The sequence below is a fragment of the Roseovarius sp. genome, from assembly GCF_040219995.1.
Taxonomy (GTDB): domain Bacteria; phylum Pseudomonadota; class Alphaproteobacteria; order Rhodobacterales; family Rhodobacteraceae; genus Roseovarius.
On sequence record NZ_JAVJUC010000017.1, the window covers coordinates 80432 to 95903 of the forward strand.

The window sequence follows — 15472 nt, forward strand, 5'->3', positions numbered from 1 at the left end:
GGGAAGGAATGGATCTGATTGCCGATATTCTGCTGGTGGCCGGTGCCCTTGGGGCCGGGTTTTACTGCTATATCCTCGCGCGGCGGCTGAGCCGGTTCAACGACCTGGAAACAGGGGTAGGGGGGGCCGTTGCGGTGCTGTCGGCGCAGGTCGATGATCTGACCCGGACGCTGCACGCGGCCCAGACTACGGCGAGTGATTCCACGCAGTCTCTCGATGGATTGACCGAGCGGGCGGAAAGCGTGGCCAAGCGGCTGGAACTATTGGTTGCCTCGATGCATGACCTGCCCGGTGAAGAGCAATCGCGCAATGCCGCCACGATGACGCCTGCGCCGAGGGACGGGCCGGTGTTTCACAGGCATCCGCAGTCGGATGACGCGGGGCGGGTGTCATGACGGTGCGCGCGCGACGCCGCCGCCTTCGCGGACAGGCGCGCGGCGCGCTCGTGTTGATCGCGGCGCTGCTGGTGACTTCGGCCTTGATCCGCCTTGGTGGTGGGGCCGGTCAGGCGGTGGCGCGCGTCTCGGACGAGATGACGCACGCAACAGCCTTGCCTGATGGCGATAAGACCTGTGAACGTCCTGCGGATTTGCAGGTGATGCTGACCGCGCTGCAAGAGCGTGAGGCGCGGCTCGATGCGCGCGAGGTGGCGCTGTCGGACCGCATGCAGGCGCTGCGCATCGCGGACGAGGAGATTACCGGTAAACTCGCGGCGCTAGAGGCGGCGGAGACGCAATTGCGCGCCACGCTCGAAATCGCGGAAACCGCCGCCGAGGATGATCTCGGACGGCTCACCAAGGTCTACGAGACGATGAAACCGAAACAGGCTGCCGCCCTGTTCGAGCAGATGGATCCGCGATTTGCCGCTGGCTTTTTGGGACGGATGCGGCCCGAGGCGGCGGCAGAGATCATGGCCGGGCTTAGCCCGGAAGCCGCACATATGTTCAGTGTGGTTCTGGCGGGCCGCAATGCCGATGTGCCGCAGGACTGACCGGGCCGCGCTCAGCATTTCTTAACCCGGTGATGCAAGACTGCGTGCAGGCTGACTGGCGGAGAAGTCGATGATCGGTATCATTGGGATTTTGGTGATTTTCGTGATGGTGTTCGGCGGTTACCTGGCCGCCGGGGGAAAGATTGGCATCATCCTGCATGCGCTGCCGTTCGAGATGATGATGATCGGTGGTGCGGCGATCGGGGCGTTCCTGATCAGCAATGACGCGGCAGCGATCAAGCACACGCTCAAGGATATCGGTAAGGTGTTCAAGGGCCCGAAATGGAAGTCTGATGATTATCGCGATCTGCTCTGTCTGCTCTTCACGCTGATCCGCCTCGCGCGGCAGAATCCCGTGGCGATTGAGGAACATATCGAGGATCCCGGGCAATCCGCGATCTTTGCCAAGTACCCGCGCATTCTGGCCGACAAGGAAGCGGTGGCGCTGATCGGTGACACTCTGCGCTCGGCGTCGATGAATTACGACGACCCGCACCAGGTGGAAGAGGTGCTTGAAAAGCGCATGGAGGCCAGTCAGCATCACGCCCTGCATTCGAGCCATGCCTTGCAGACCATGGCAGACGGGCTTCCGGCGCTTGGCATCGTGGCGGCGGTTCTGGGGGTGATCAAGACCATGGCCTCGATCGACCAGCCGCCTGAGATTCTGGGCAAGATGATCGGTGGCGCGCTTGTCGGGACGTTTCTCGGGGTGTTTCTGTCCTACGGACTTGTCGGGCCATTCGCCGCCAAGGTCCGCGATGTGGTGGAAGAAGATGCGCATTTCTACAAGCTCATACGCGAGGTTCTGGTGGCGAACCTGCACAATCACGCCGCCAATATCTGTATAGAGGTCGGGCGTCAGAACACGCCGCAACATAATCGTCCCAGCTTTGGTGATCTCGAAGACGCGTTGAAGAGCGCGAAGCAGGATGCCGCATGATCCGTATCCTTCTTGCCGTTCTGATGCTCTTGCTGCCGGTCTGCGCCACGGCGCAGGCGGTTGTTGTGCGCTCTGGGGCGCATGAGGGATTCACGCGGCTTGTGCTCGACATGCCGGCCCGCATCGACTGGCGGCTTGTTCCGCATGACGGGGGGGCCTCGATCAGCTTTGCCGGGCCGCCGCTCGCGCTTGACCTCGATGCTGTGTTCGAGCGGATTTCACGCGACAGGCTGCGAGCGGCCTCTGTTGTCGACGGACGGCTGGAGCTGGAGTTCGCCTGCGCCTGCGAAATGCGCGCCTTCTGGCACGGTGCGCGGATGCTGGTTCTGGACATTGTCCCCAAGCCCGGACCGAAGCCAGAGACCATGGCACGCCCGAAACCCAGACCGCTGGTCTTGCCTGGTGGGGTCGTGCCGCGATCTTTTGCGCGGATGCCTCTGGCAAGGCGGCCGGATGCGACGCTCGCGTTCGGAGGTTATAAGGTGGCCGAAATTGTGGATACTCCGACAGTGCCTCGGGGGGCGCCGGATCTTTCCGCCGTTCGTGCTGCGCTGCTGGAGCAACTTGGCCGTGCGGCGAGCCAGGGGCTGTTGACGCCTGCGCGCATGAAACGGGCGACCCCCGCCACTCCAGACCCCGCAGGGGATACGCGCGAGGCGCGCGAGACCAACGCCCCATCAGCGCCGGAACCGGAGGCTGTCTTGCCGCAGCATGCCGGTCATATCAACATGCGTGCCCAGAGCAGCATCGACCGTGAACTTGTCCCGCTGCGGTCACAATCTGCCGTGTCGTCAGGCCAGGCGCATTGCCCGCCGGAAGACTGGGTCGACCTGTCGGCCTGGGCAGGCGAGGGCCCGTTTCACGAGGAGCTTGGTCGTCTTAACCGGCAGTTGATCGGGGAGTTCGATCGCCCGGACAAGGGTGTTGCCTTGCAGTTGGCGCGGCTCTATCTGCACCACGGTTTCGGGGCCGAGGCACGTCAGGTACTTGCCTTGGGTGACGTTGCCGACGCGCAGCGCGACATTCTGCGAGAGATCGCACATATCGTGGATCAGGACCGTGATGGGCCGCACCCGCTGCTCTTGCGGGCGGTCGCGTGCGAGGGGCCTGCGGTTTTATGGGCGGTGCTGTCGATGGTGACGCTTCCGCAGGATCTGGTCTTTGACCACAAGGCCTTGTTGCGGGCCTTTGCTGCGCTTCCCGAAGGGCTGCGCCGCGCGCTTGGCCCGGTTCTGGCGCGTCGCTTGTTGCAGGCGGGGCATAGCGATACATCGGATGCGATCGTGCGGATGATCGAGCGTGCGGGGCGCGTGGATACGCCAGACGTGGCCTTGGTGCGGGCAGAGCTTGCGACGATGGACCAGGATCAGGCGACGGCCCGCTCCGAGCTTGACATCGCGGTCGCGGGCAATTCCACGGCCTCTGCCGAGGCGGTCGTGCAGCTGATCGAACAGTTGCTGGCGAAGGATGCGCCCGTTCCTTTTGACATGGCGGAACTGGCCGGGGCCTATGCCTATGAATATCGGAGTACGCCGCTTGGTCACCGGATGACGCGGGCCTATCTGGCCGCGCTTGCGGCGTCTGGCGCCCATGCCCAGGCGATTGCCGAGTTCGACCGGCTTGGTATCGATCTTGACCCCGGCCACACAGAAAACATTGCCGAAATCCTCATGCGTCAGATAACGCGCAATGCCGATGATGTGACATTCCTGCGTCACGCGATATCCGAGCGGTTTGGCCGTGCGCAGCTGTTCGCGCCATCTCTCTCACGCGCGATCGCACGCAGGTTGCTGCAAGCCGGGTTTGCCGGGCACGCCTATCGCTACGTGGAGCCCGGGCTGGAGGGCCATGGCGAGCGTGCCTCGCGCATCTTGCGCGCCGAGATCGCCCTTGTGCAGGAGCGGCCGCGTCAGGCAGAGGTGGAAATTCTCGGACTTGATGGGCAAGACGTCAATGTATTGCGCGCGCGGGCGCGTAGCCTTGCGGGCGACCACGCAACCGCGCGCGGTCTTTATGACGAGGCCGGGAAAAAAGACGCGGCGGCGCGGGCCGCTCTCTTTGCCAGTGATCCTGTTGCTCTCTCGATGGTGGCTGACCCGGTCTTGCGCGATGTCGGCGATGTGCTGCGGCAAGCGACGGTCAAGCCGGCTGTGGCTGACGATGTTACCCTGGAACGGTCGCGTTTTCTGCTCGATCAGGCGAGTGCGGCGCGGCGCTCGCTGGAGCGCCTGCTGGAGACCCGTCCGGCCCCGTCTGTCCCCGAGGGCTAAACCGTCGCGAGCGTGGTTACCGAATCTCAACGCCCTGACCGTAACGATGATGTCGAACCCTGTAAGCCGTGACCCAGAAAGGGCCAGACATGCAAAAACGAGGGCGTCTTGCGCGACTGTGCCCGAGCAGAGATTTTCGAGCCTGGGGCAAGGCTGTCGGTCTCGGGCTCATGGCCTGCTTGTTCGCAGACCATGCCCGCGCGGCCTCGGTTTGTGATCTGGCCGCAGAGCATGCCGCGCGTGAGATGCAGGTGCCGCTGTCCGTCTTGCGGGCCATCACGCGGACGGAAACCGGGCGCAGCCGCAATGGTCGGGTGGAGCCCTGGCCCTGGACCGTCAACATGGAAGGCAAGGGCTATTGGTTCGACACAGCGGATGCGGCACGGGCGTTTGTCTACAAGGAATTCCGGCGCGGCGCGCGCAGCTTTGACGTCGGCTGTTTCCAGATCAACTATAAATGGCACGGCGCGGCGTTCCGCTCGATCGACCAGATGTTCGATCCTGTCGAGAATGCCCGCTACGCGGCGCGGTTCCTTGGGGACCTGCATGCGGAAAGCGGGGATTGGTCGGTCGCCGCAGGCAGCTATCATTCGCGGACGCCCGGCTATGCGCGGAAATACCGGGCCCGGTTCGACCGGGTTCTCGCGCGCCTTGACGATGGCCCTGTCGTGTCGACCAAAGGTGCCTATACCGATCCGGTGCCGCGCCGGGATGCCTCAGGTCCGAACCCATACCCCTTTCTGAACGGCGCGGGACCGCGCGGCAGCGCGGGATCTCTCGTGCCGCTCTCTCAGGGCGCACGATCGCCGCTCATCGCGATGGACGGCTCCCGGTGATGAAGGGAGGACTTGCCGCACGCCATGTGTTTCAGCCGACGGTGCTGCTTGCGCTGGCGCTCATGGCGATCATCGTGATGATGATCCTGCCGATGCCCCCCTGGGTTCTCGATGTCGGGCTTGCGGCCTCTTTCGCGCTTGCGATTCTCATTTTCACCATCACGCTCTTCATTGACCGGCCCCTCGACTTCTCGGCGTTCCCGACGATCCTGCTTGCCTCTCTCGTGCTCCGGCTTTCGCTCAACGTGTCCTCGACCAAACTGATTATCGGGCAGGGCCATACCGGCACCGATGCGGCGGGTGAGGTGATCGAGGGGTTTGCCAATTTCATCATGGGGGGCAGTGTTTTTCTCGGGCTCGTGGTCTTTGGTGTTCTGCTGATCGTCAATTTCATGGTGATCACCAAGGGGGCGGCCCGCATGGCCGAGGTGGGCGCGCGCTTTGCCCTCGATGGCATGCCGGGCAAGCAACTGGCTATCGACAGCGACATGTCCGCCGGTGCGATCACCCATGAAGAAGCGCGCGAACGGCGGGAACGGGAACAGCAGGAAACTACGTTTTTCGGGTCGCTCGACGGGGCGTCGAAATTCGTCAAGGGTGATGCGGTGGCAGGGCTTTTGATCACCCTGCTCAACCTGGTCATGGGGTTGATCATGGGCACGGTTGTCCATGACATGCCGCTTGGACAGGCCTTTGAAACCTATACAATTCTTACAGTGGGGGATGGGCTTGTCACGCAAATCCCGGCGGTCGTCATCTCGATCGCCTCGGCGCTCTTGCTGGCCCGGGGTGGCAATCTGGGCGCGACCGACATGGCGATTTCGGTGCAACTGGGGCGGCACCCTGCGGCACTTGGCACCGTGGCGTTTTTGATGGCGCTCTTTGCGCTTGTGCCGGGGTTGCCGTTCTTGCCGTTCATGCTGGGGGGGCTTGGCCTGGGCGCTGTTGCGGTCATGAGCCTGCGTCGGCAGGAGACTGCGCCGGTGAGCGAGGCCGAGACGCAGACCGCGCCACCGGAGAAATCCATGGGCGACATCCTGGAACTGGATGACATCCACGTCGAATTCGCCCCTGATCTGGTCAACATGGTGCTCGATCCGGGGGTAGGCATCGACGCGCGGATTGCGAATATGCGGCGCTACGCGGCGACGAGTTTCGGGCTGATCCTGCCCGAAATCCGGCTGACGGACGAGCCCGGTCTGCCGCCCGGCAGCTATGTGATCCGGGTGCAGGGTGTCGAGCACGCGCGCGCGCGCCTGCGCAACGACCACGTGCTTGCGCTCGACCCCGATCATCATCCGGCGCTGCCGCCCGGTGACACCGTGACCGAGCCGGTGTACGGCGCGCCCGCCCGCTGGATCGCCGCCGGCCATCAGGACGAGGCGGCGCTTGACGGGGTCACGGTCGTCGCCCCGACCGAGGTGCTAGCGACGCATCTGCTGGAGGTGATCCGCCGCAATCTAAGTCGGCTTCTGACCATGAAGGCAATGCGCCGACTGCTCGATGAGATGGTCAATCTCAGCGACCGCCCCCGGGCCGAGGCCAATCGCAAGCTGCTGGAGGAAATGATCCCGGACCGTGTGACGCCGGATCTTTTGCATGCAGTGCTGCGTCTCTTGCTAGCGGAACAGGTGTCGATCCGGAACCTGCCGCTGATCATCGAGGCTGCGGCGGAGGGGCGGCAGACTCTGCCCACGCCGGAGGCGATTTGTGAACATGTCCGGCAACGACTCGGCTTTCAGCTGGTGGCCGAATTGCAGCGGCCTGATGGGTCTTTGCCGCTGATCCAGCTGGCGCCGGAATGGGAGGATACCTTTGCAAGCTACCAGATCGACGGTGACAAGGGACGGCGCGACGTGGCCTTGCCTCCCGAGCTTTTCAACACGCTCACCGATGCGGTTGCGGCAGAGGTCAATCGGGCCGCAGAGCAGGGTATCTCGCCTGCGGTGGTCACATCGACCCTGCGACGGCGGTTTTTGCGCACGGCGCTTTCGGCGCGGCATATTCAGGCGCCGGTCCTGTCATTCGAGGAGATCGGCCTTGATGCGAAACCGGCGCTTGTCGGCGTTGTGGCGGCATGACAGGGATGCTCGATCTTCTTGCCGCGGCGCAGACCGTGCTCTGGCTGCATTTCGTAGTGTTTCTGCGCGTGGCCCCGATCATCGCGCTCTTTCCGGGCTTTGGCGAGCAGGCGGTGCCGATGCGGATCAAGCTGGGTATCGCGATTGCGTTCACGGTGATCGTAGCCCCGGCCATCGCGCCGGATGTCGCGGTGCAGGCGGCGCGCCCCCTGCCGCTGGCGCGGCTGGTTCTGAGTGAGACCGGTGTCGGTCTGCTGCTGGGGATCGGCCTGCGGCTGTTCATGCTGGCGTTACAGACGGCGGGCTCGATCGCTGCGCAATCGACGTCGCTTGCACAGATCCTTGGCAATGCCAGCATCACCCCGCTGCCGGCCATGGGGCACATCCTCGTGACCGGGGCGATTGCACTGGCGATGATCCTGGATCTGCATGTGCGATTGGCGGAAATGGCGGTGCTGAGTTACCGGATCTTTCCGCTGGCGCAGGGGCTGTCGGCACCGGATGTTGCGCAATGGGGGATTGCGCGCGTAGCGCATGCCTTTGGCTTTGCCTTTACGCTTGCGGCACCCTTCGTGATCGCCTCAATGCTCTATAACCTGACGCTTGGCATCATCAATCGCGCCATGCCGCAGCTCATGGTGGTCTTTGTTGGGGCCCCGGCGATCACCGGGGCGGGACTGTTGCTGTTGATGCTGCTGGCGCCGACCATGCTGACCATCTGGGTCGAGGCGCTGCACGGCTATCTGCTTAACCCTGTGGTGGTCGAGTGATGGCCGGTGCGCAGGACGACGATGCGGACAAGACCCACGAGCCGACGCAGCACAAGCTTGATGAGGCGCGCAAGAAGGGTGAATTGGCGCGCTCGGCCGATCTCACTACCGCTGGCTCTTATGGCGGGTTCCTGTTGGCGGCGCTCGCGGCCGGGGCGGGCTCGATCCGTGATGTCAGCTCGGCGCTCATGGGGTTCCTGGACCACCCTGCCGATTTCGCGAGACAGGTTTTCGCGGTTGATGGCGGGGGTGGGGGCGCGGCTCTTGGCGGGGTGATGGGCGCGCTTGCGCTTGGCTTGATGGTCTGGTTCCTGCTGCCCGGTGCAATGGCGCTTCTTGCCGTGCTCGCACAGCGGAGCCTTGTGGTGGCACCCTCCAAGCTCGAGCCGAAGCTGTCGCGCATCAACCCGGTCGAGAATGCAAAGAACAAATACGGGCCGACCGGTTTATTCGAATTCGCCAAGAGCGCGGTCAAGCTCTTGCTCTACTGTGCTCTGCTCGGGGCCTATCTGACGTGGCGGCTGCCTGAAATGGCGGGGTCTGTGCATGGTGAGCCGCGCATTATCGGCGCGCTCATGGCGCGGATGACGCTGGAGTTCCTGTTCGTTGTTTTACTGATCGCGCTCGCCATCGGGGCTGTGGATTTCCTCTGGCAGCAGTACGATCACCGTCGTCGGCAGATGATGTCGCACAAGGAGGTGCGCGACGAGCACAAGAAAAATGAGGGCGATCCGCACATGAAGCAGCAGCGCCGCCAGAAGGGTATGGAGATCGCGGCCAGCCAGATGATGGCGGAGGTGCCGAAGGCGGATGTGGTGATCGTCAACCCAACGCATTACGCGGTCGCGCTGACGTGGAGCCGGGCACCCGGTTCGGCCCCTGTCTGTGTTGCCAAGGGTGTCGATCACATGGCACGGGCGATCCGCGAACTGGCCCATGGGCATGGCGTGCCGGTGCATAGTGATCCGCCCACGGCGCGTGCCCTGCATGCGGGAACCGATATCGGCGCCGAGATCGACCCGGCGCAATATCGTGCCGTGGCGGCGGCGATCCGTTTTGCCGATGCGATGCGGCGCAAGGCCGGGAGGTTCGGATGAGGGACGACGTGCTCGATGATCTCGGCAGGGTCACGGATGCGCTTTATCAAATCGAGCTTGCGCGCATGCAGGACATTCTGCGCGAGGAGAACCGAATTCGTGCCGCCATTGCCCGGCTCGCGGCGCATCACGAGGCCAATCTAGGGTTGGTGGGGGCGGACCTCGGTGGTCTGCGCCAGATCGGGGGAGACATTCTCTGGCGATCCTGGGTGGGGCGCAACAAGGCAGAGCTTCAGTCGGAACTGGCGCGGGTGCTTGGCACCAAGGGGCAGATGATCCGGAAGTTGCGCCGCGCGTTCGGCAAGTCGCAGGTGGTCGCGCGGATCATGGCCCAAGAGCGTGCGGACCAGCGGCGGCAACACATGGCCCGGACCGAGACAGCGCTTGCGCAGATCGCGCTTCTGGATCGGTTGCAACGGCGCTGAGCGGGTCAGACATCCTGCCGTGCAATCTCGGTGATCAAGACCCCCCGGGCGGCATCGCCAAGGACGAGGGTCGCCACGTCTCGCAGGGACATGCGCAGGACATCCATGTTGTTGGCATTGGTGAATTCACCCTCGAAGCCGCCGAGATTCGCATGATCGAATAGCACCTGGAGAAAGCCGTCGCGCAGCTTGGGCTCTCGGGTGTAGACGATCTCTGAATTGCCCTGTGCGATTTCGATGCTGAGCGACATGACCACCATCGCACTGACCCGGTCACGGGTGACGACTGGCACCACGAACTGGTTGTTGAGCTTGACGAACTCGGTATTTCCGGTGTCTTTCGTGGTGTCCTGGGCACCTTCGGAGGGCATTTCGGCTGTTATGGTCTCTGGTGTCGGCATATCCGCCACCGCGGCCGGGCGGAGCATCAGCCCGGCCGCGACGCCGCTGCCGGTGCCCAGAACGGCCAGGATCACCGGTACCAGTTTGCGGATCATATGCGTGCCTCCATCAGTGTCGCCTCAGAATGGCAGGATCGCATCCAGCACCTGCTGGCCGATCCGGGGTTGCTGAACGTCGGTGATCTGACCGCGCCCACCATAGGAAATGCGCGCCGCCGCGATCTTGTCATAGGTGATCTCATTCTGCCGCGAGATGTCTTCGGGGCGCACGAAGCCGGTCACGAGAAGTTCGCGCAGCTCAAAGTTCACCCGCACTTCCTGAGAGCCCTGGATTTCAAGCACGCCGTTGGGCAGCACCTGCATCACCGTCGCCGCGACCCGCAGGGTCAGTTCCTCGCTGCGGCTGACCGAGCCGTCACCGCCCGACTGACCGCTGGAGTTTATGCCGACAGCCCGGTCGAGGCTCGCCCCCTCGGGAAGGTTCGGGTTCACACGTTGGGGCAGGCCAAACAGGTCAGGTATCGCAAGTGTCTCGGAGCCGTTGCGAGACCGCGCGGTGGAGTTCGAGATCTCCGCCTCTTCGTCGATCTCGATCACCACGGTCATTATGTCGCCGCGTTTGGCGGCGCGGCGGTCACCCAAGAGCGATTGCCGCCCGCCGCTCCAGAGTGAGGCGCGTCCGAAAGGGGTGCTGTCGGTGGCTTGCAGCGGCAGACCGGGGTCGAGCATCGCGACTTGCTCGTTCGAGTTCATGGTTGGCGTGAAACTGGGCGGTTTACCGATGTGGTCGATCCGTCCGCAGGCCGCGGCGGCGCAGGTGATCGCAACGAGAGATATCTTGCCAAGTTTGACCATTGTCAGCCCCTGCGCCTTCATTGCGACACCTCGATCCGGCCATCCTTGCCAACGCGTCCGGTGATCGTTGCGCGTGAGGCGAGGTTCATCACGCGCAGGTAATCGCCTGCGCCTGCCCGGTCGAGCGCGCGGCCCTCTGTCATGATCTGCAAGCCGCCACGCAGATAGATGAGTGGCACGATCTGGTTGCGTTCGATCAGGGTGGGCGGGCCGACATGATGCGCCTGAACGGCCCGACCTGGGTAGAGTGCGACCCGGGCTTCCTTGCCAATGAGGTCGCTTAGCCTGGGCGATCCGCCAGTGTCGCCGGGTTTGAGCAGAAGATCACCGGGGCTGATGATCTCTTGCGCGCGGATCGTGCGGGTGGGCACGATCACATCGGCGAAAGCGGGCGCGGCGAGGAGCGTGAGAGCGAGCACGGGCGTTTTCATCACCGTACCTGTGTCGTTGCGCTGAGCATCTGGTCGGCGGCGGTGATCACCTTGGCGTTAAGCTCATAGCCGCGCTGTGCCTCGATAAGCTCGGTGATCTCGCGCACGGGGTCGACGGAGCTGTCCTCCAGATAGCCTTGCCGCAGCGTGCCGAGCCCGTCCTGACCGGCGGTGGTCACATTGGGTGCACCCGAGGCCTCTGTCTCGACGAAGAGATTGCTGCCGATCGCCTCGAGCCCCTTGGCATTGCTGAAGCCGACGAGGTTGAGTTGCCCGATGGATTGCGCCTCGGCGGTGTCCTGAAAGAAGGCGAACACCTCGCCCTCGGCATTGATCGAGATGCTGCGTGCATCCTCGGGGATCGTGACTTCGGGGGCCACGGGAAAGCCCTCGGAATTGACGATCAGCCCCTCGGCAGAGCGTTTGAGGGCCCCGTCGCGGGTATAGGCGGACTGGCCCGAGGGCAGCGTGACCTCGAGATAGCCGCTGCCGTCTATGGCCAGATCGAGATCGCCATTGGTGGCGCTGAGCGAGCCCTGGGCGAGATTGACCGAAATCGCCGAGGGCCGCACGCCGAGCCCGAGTTGCACCCCGGTCGGAAGCACCGTGCCATCGGCGGCGTTGATCGTGCCCGCGCGCGCGAGTTGCTGATAATGCAGATCGGCGAATTCGGCGCGGCGCGCGTTGTAGCCGGTGGTCGACATGTTGGCGAGATTGTTTGAAATCGTCTCCACCCGCATCTGCTGGGCGGCCATGCCGGTCGCGGCGATCTTGAGAACACGCATGTCGGTCTCCTTTCCGGGTCTAGCGGGTGAATGTGTCGAGCGCGGTCATCACCCGCTCGTTTTCGGCCTCGAGAAAGCTCTGACCCATCTCGTAGGCGCGCTGCACCTCGATCATACGGGCGATCTGGCCGATGGGGTCGACGTTGGAGCCTTCGAGAAATCCTTGAAGAATGCGGGCGTTCTCTTGCGGGACAAATCCGCCTTCGGCCCGGAACATCACACCGTCCTCGCGCATCAGAGTGGTGCCTTCGGCGGGCTGCACGAGCCCGATCTGTGCCAGTGGGCGGCCACCGCTGCTGAGGGTGCCATCGGGGGACAGTCCGAAATCTGTTGCATCCGGCGGGATGAAAACCGGCGCGCCACCAGCGTCGAGCACGCGAAAGCCGTCAGGCGTGACCAGGTCGCCTGCGGCCGAGAGCGAGAAGGCCCCGGCACGGGTGAGCCGCTCGCCGGCCGGGGTTTCGATGAGAAAGAACCCGTCGCCCTCGATCGCCAGGTCGAGCGTGCCGCCCGTTTGGTTGAGAGGCCCCTGCAGGCCGGAGATGTTGCGCGCGTTGCCATATGCCATCGATACCGAGCCACCATCGCCGGTGCGGCTGACATGTTCGGAAAAGATCAGCCCTTCCTGTCGATAACCGGTGGTGGCGGCGTTGGCGATGTTGTTGGCGACCAGTTGCATTTCGCGCAACAGGCCCGATTGACGGGTCAGGGTGGTATAGCCTGCGACTTCCATATCTAACCTCCTGTGATCAGCGGCACGAGCCGGTCCTGAAAGAACGCCACCAGCGTTTGGGTCATGAAGCCCATCGTCAGCCAGAAGACGACGATGATGGCCCCGAGTTTTGGCACGAAGGTGAGGGTGAGTTCCTGGATCGAGGTGAGTGCCTGGAACAGTCCGACGATCAGCCCCGCGATCAGCGCCACGGCGAGGATCGGGAAGGATATGATCACCGAGACCCAAAGCCCTTCGCGCAGGGTGTCGAAAAAGAGCACCTCATCCAGCATTGCCTCAGACCGGCATGCGAAGGATTTCCTGATAGGCCTCGACCACGCGGTCGCGCACCGTCACCGCGGCCTCGACCGCGAGTTCGGTCTGGGCGAGCGCCTGGACCAGAGCATGCGGGTCGGCGCCGCCGGTCATCGCCGTCGTTGCGGTCTTTTCTCCGGCGCGCAGGGTCGCGGCGAAATCCTGGGCAAGGGTTTGAAACGCGCCGCCCTCAGTGCCTTTTGGTTCGGTCGCGGGTTTGAAGGCTGCGTAGCGTTCGGTGGCGTTGAGCGTTGTGATATCCATTCTGGATCTCCTTTGAGCGGTTTATCTGCGGAGCAGTTCCATGAGCCGTGACGACATCTGTCGCGCCTGATCGAACATCTTGAGATTGGCCTCGTAGCTGCGTTGTGCCTCGCGTGCGTCGGCGATTTCGATCATCAGATCGACATTGGAGCCATTGAAATGGCCCGTCGCATCAGCGAGCGGGTGGCCGGGTTCGTAGATGCGCGACAGGTCGCTGCGGTCGAGGCGGACCGGGCCGGTTGCGACCTCTCCGGTCGCGCGTGGGCCGCGGAGTTCGGTCTCGAAGGCCACGACCTTGCGCCGATATCCGGGTGTGTCGGCATTGGCGATGTTCTCTGAGACATGGCTGAGCCTTTGTGCCTGGGCCCGTAGCCCGCTGGCCGAAACCGAGAGCGCATTGGAAAAATCGTTCACGGTGTTTCCCCTTATCCACGTCCAAGCGCAGTGCGCAGAACCGTCAGTGATGACCGATAGATCGCGATGGCGCGGTCGTGCTGGCGCTTCACATCGACGGCGCGCAGCATTTCGGTTTCGATGGATATGGAATTGCCGTTCGGATCGCTTTGTGCCCCGGTGTCGAGGTGCGGCTCGAACGCGACGGGATTGCCCTGTCCAAAGAGATGGCTGGCCCGGGTCGCGTGCGGCAGAAGCGGGGAACCGTCGTGCCGATAAAGCTGTTGGAAGGGTGAGAGATCACGGGCCGCATATCCCGGCGTGTCAGCATTCGCCATGTTCTGCGCCACCAGCGCCTGCCTGGCCCCGGCATGGGTCGCCATCGCGTGCGACATGCGAAATATGTCGAGATTTTCAAACAACGGGGCTTCTCCCTCGATTGGCTTCAATCAAGGCTTAACCCTGATTCCTTTAGAAATTGTTTTCAGAACATGATTGGAGCGCACGGATGACCCGAACTCAGCTAGATGGCCTGCGGGCCGAAATATCGGCCCTCAGGGCGGTGCACACAGTGGGGCGTGTTTCGGCGGTTCAGGGTGGGGCGCTGCGCGTTGCCGGGTTGTCGACGCTGGCGCGACTCGGTGACCGTGTGCGCATCCAAACGCGCAGCGGGTCGGCTCTGACGGGCGAGGTGCTGCAACTGGACGAGTCGTCCATCCTGGTGCTGCCCGAGGAAACTGTGGAGGGCGTGGCGCTTGGCGATCGGGTGATTCTGCTGGGGGCCGCGACCATTGCGCCCTCGGCGGATTGGATCGGGCGCGTGATCGACCCGTACGGGGAGCCGCTGGACGGGCGACCGCTATTGCGCGGTGTGCAGGGTCGCACGATTCGGGCGGCCCCGCCGCCGGCGGCCCGTCGCCGTGCGCTGGGGGCGCGGCTGGAAACCGGGATGGCGGTGTTCAACACGTTCTTGCCCATCGTTCAGGGGCAACGCATCGGGTTGTTCGCCGGATCGGGGGTCGGGAAATCCATGCTGCTGGGGCATCTTGCGCGCGACATGCAAGCCGATGTTGTCGTGGTCGCTTTGATCGGTGAGCGGGGGCGCGAATTGGGTGATTTCGTCCGGCAGGTTCTGGGGTCTGAGGGGATGGCGCGTGCCGTGATCGTGGCGGCAACGTCAGATCGGTCGCCCCTTGTGCGCCGCCGCTGCGCCTGGACCGCGATGGCGGTGGCCGAGCATTTTCGCGATCAGGGACGACATGTGCTTTTCCTCGCCGATTCGGTGACCCGCTTTGCCGAGGCACATCGAGAGATCGCCACGGCGGCCGGCGAGATGCCCGCGTTGCGCGGGTTTCCCGCATCGACCGCGCATACCATCATGTCGCTGTGCGAACGCGCGGGCCCCGGCGAGGCGGGGGCCGGGGACATCACGGCGCTGCTGACGGTGCTGGTGGCAGGGTCCGACATGGAAGAGCCGGTGGCGGATATCCTGCGCGGTGTGCTTGACGGGCATGTCGTGCTCGACCGTGCCATTGCCGAACGCGGTCGCTATCCGGCGATAGATCTGCTTCGCTCGGTGTCGCGGAGCCTGCCCGCAGCGGCGAGTGATGAGGAGAATGCGCTCTTGTCGCAGGCGCGACGGCTTTTGGGCAGCTACGCGCGATCGGAAACAATGATCCGGGCGGGTCTCTACACCGAGGGCAGTGATCCGGACCTGGATCAGGCGATTCGTATCTGGCCGGAACTGGACGCATTCCTGGCCGAGCCGGAGCGTGGATCTGCGCGCAACAGTTTTTCCCGGCTGGCCGTGATCTTGCGTCGCGCCGGTGGTGGCACACGGGGTAAGGCGGTGGCCTCTCAGGGAGGGGAGGGGTGGCCGCCCGATCAATGAGGGCCGCTGGTATTT

At 63.9% G+C, this 15472-nt stretch carries 19 protein-coding genes; 10 read left to right on the forward strand and 9 right to left on the reverse strand.

Annotation, left to right across the window (positions count from 1 at the left end):
• Positions 1-8 precede the first annotated feature (8 nt).
• The 9 genes from RID11_RS10195 (at position 9) to RID11_RS10235 (ending at position 9410) form a co-directional block, all read left to right on the forward strand.
• On the forward strand, positions 9-395 hold the full coding sequence (locus tag RID11_RS10195) for a hypothetical protein (RefSeq protein WP_350138517.1): 387 nt from the start codon (positions 9-11) through the stop codon (positions 393-395).
• On the forward strand, positions 392-991 hold the full coding sequence (locus RID11_RS10200) for a MotE family protein (protein ID WP_350138519.1): 600 nt from the start codon (positions 392-394) through the stop codon (positions 989-991). The genes RID11_RS10195 and RID11_RS10200 overlap by 4 nt, the downstream gene beginning before the upstream one ends.
• Before the next feature lie 70 nt (positions 992-1061).
• Positions 1062-1931 (forward strand): flagellar motor stator protein MotA, encoded by an 870-nt coding sequence (gene motA / locus RID11_RS10205; protein ID WP_350138521.1) that lies wholly within the window; start codon positions 1062-1064, stop codon positions 1929-1931.
• Complete coding sequence (locus tag RID11_RS10210; RefSeq protein WP_350138524.1) at positions 1928-4201, forward strand: hypothetical protein; 2274 nt, start codon at positions 1928-1930, stop codon at positions 4199-4201. The genes motA and RID11_RS10210 overlap by 4 nt, the downstream gene beginning before the upstream one ends.
• 170 nt (positions 4202-4371) lie before the next feature.
• A complete protein-coding gene (locus RID11_RS10215) occupies positions 4372-5037 on the forward strand; it encodes a transglycosylase SLT domain-containing protein (RefSeq protein ID WP_350138526.1) in 666 nt (221 codons plus the stop codon).
• Positions 5037-7118: a flagellar biosynthesis protein FlhA gene (gene flhA / locus RID11_RS10220; RefSeq protein ID WP_350138529.1), complete on the forward strand. Its 2082-nt coding sequence runs from the start codon at positions 5037-5039 to the stop codon at positions 7116-7118. The genes RID11_RS10215 and flhA overlap by 1 nt, the downstream gene beginning before the upstream one ends.
• Positions 7115-7888, forward strand: a complete 774-nt coding sequence (locus RID11_RS10225; protein WP_350138531.1) for a flagellar biosynthetic protein FliR — start codon at positions 7115-7117, stop codon at positions 7886-7888. The genes flhA and RID11_RS10225 overlap by 4 nt, the downstream gene beginning before the upstream one ends.
• The gene (locus tag RID11_RS10230) at positions 7888-8985 is read left to right on the forward strand and encodes an EscU/YscU/HrcU family type III secretion system export apparatus switch protein (RefSeq protein ID WP_350138533.1); all 1098 of its coding nucleotides are present in this window, start codon (positions 7888-7890) and stop codon (positions 8983-8985) included. The genes RID11_RS10225 and RID11_RS10230 overlap by 1 nt, the downstream gene beginning before the upstream one ends.
• Positions 8982-9410, forward strand: coding sequence for a hypothetical protein (locus RID11_RS10235; protein WP_350138535.1), 429 nt, complete (start codon positions 8982-8984; stop codon positions 9408-9410). The genes RID11_RS10230 and RID11_RS10235 overlap by 4 nt, the downstream gene beginning before the upstream one ends.
• A 5-nt stretch (positions 9411-9415) precedes the next feature.
• On the opposite strand, the gene RID11_RS10240 is transcribed toward RID11_RS10235, so the two are convergent.
• Genes RID11_RS10240 through RID11_RS10280 form a run of 9 tightly spaced genes read right to left on the reverse strand, consistent with a single transcriptional unit; the run spans position 9416 to position 14015 of the window.
• Positions 9416-9907 (reverse strand): flagellar basal body-associated FliL family protein, encoded by a 492-nt coding sequence (locus RID11_RS10240; protein WP_350138537.1) that lies wholly within the window; start codon positions 9905-9907, stop codon positions 9416-9418.
• Between the two features lie 24 nt (positions 9908-9931).
• A complete protein-coding gene (gene flgH / locus RID11_RS10245; RefSeq protein WP_350138540.1) occupies positions 9932-10666 on the reverse strand; it encodes a flagellar basal body L-ring protein FlgH in 735 nt (244 codons plus the stop codon).
• Between the two features lie 17 nt (positions 10667-10683).
• The gene (flgA, locus tag RID11_RS10250; protein ID WP_350138542.1) at positions 10684-11097 is read right to left on the reverse strand and encodes a flagellar basal body P-ring formation chaperone FlgA; all 414 of its coding nucleotides are present in this window, start codon (positions 11095-11097) and stop codon (positions 10684-10686) included.
• Positions 11097-11882 carry a flagellar basal-body rod protein FlgG gene (flgG, locus tag RID11_RS10255; protein ID WP_350138545.1) on the reverse strand — a complete coding sequence of 262 codons (786 nt, stop codon included), beginning with the start codon at positions 11880-11882 and terminating at the stop codon, positions 11097-11099. Before flgG ends, flgA begins: the two co-directional genes overlap by 1 nt.
• Before the next feature lie 19 nt (positions 11883-11901).
• A complete protein-coding gene (locus tag RID11_RS10260) occupies positions 11902-12615 on the reverse strand; it encodes a flagellar hook-basal body complex protein (RefSeq protein ID WP_350138547.1) in 714 nt (237 codons plus the stop codon).
• Positions 12616-12617: 2 nt separating this feature from the next.
• The gene (locus RID11_RS10265) at positions 12618-12887 is read right to left on the reverse strand and encodes a flagellar biosynthetic protein FliQ (RefSeq protein WP_350138549.1); all 270 of its coding nucleotides are present in this window, start codon (positions 12885-12887) and stop codon (positions 12618-12620) included.
• Between the two features lie 4 nt (positions 12888-12891).
• Entirely contained in the window at positions 12892-13173 is a 282-nt protein-coding gene (gene fliE, locus RID11_RS10270; protein WP_350138551.1) for a flagellar hook-basal body complex protein FliE, read from the reverse strand.
• 21 nt (positions 13174-13194) lie between these two features.
• On the reverse strand, positions 13195-13587 hold the full coding sequence (flgC, locus tag RID11_RS10275; protein ID WP_350138554.1) for a flagellar basal body rod protein FlgC: 393 nt from the start codon (positions 13585-13587) through the stop codon (positions 13195-13197).
• 11 nt (positions 13588-13598) lie between these two features.
• A complete protein-coding gene (locus RID11_RS10280) occupies positions 13599-14015 on the reverse strand; it encodes a FlgB family protein (RefSeq protein ID WP_350138556.1) in 417 nt (138 codons plus the stop codon).
• 59 nt (positions 14016-14074) lie between these two features.
• On the opposite strand from RID11_RS10280, the gene RID11_RS10285 reads away from it, so the two are divergent.
• Positions 14075-15457 (forward strand): FliI/YscN family ATPase, encoded by a 1383-nt coding sequence (locus RID11_RS10285; protein ID WP_350138559.1) that lies wholly within the window; start codon positions 14075-14077, stop codon positions 15455-15457.
• Positions 15458-15472: the final 15 nt, after the last annotated feature.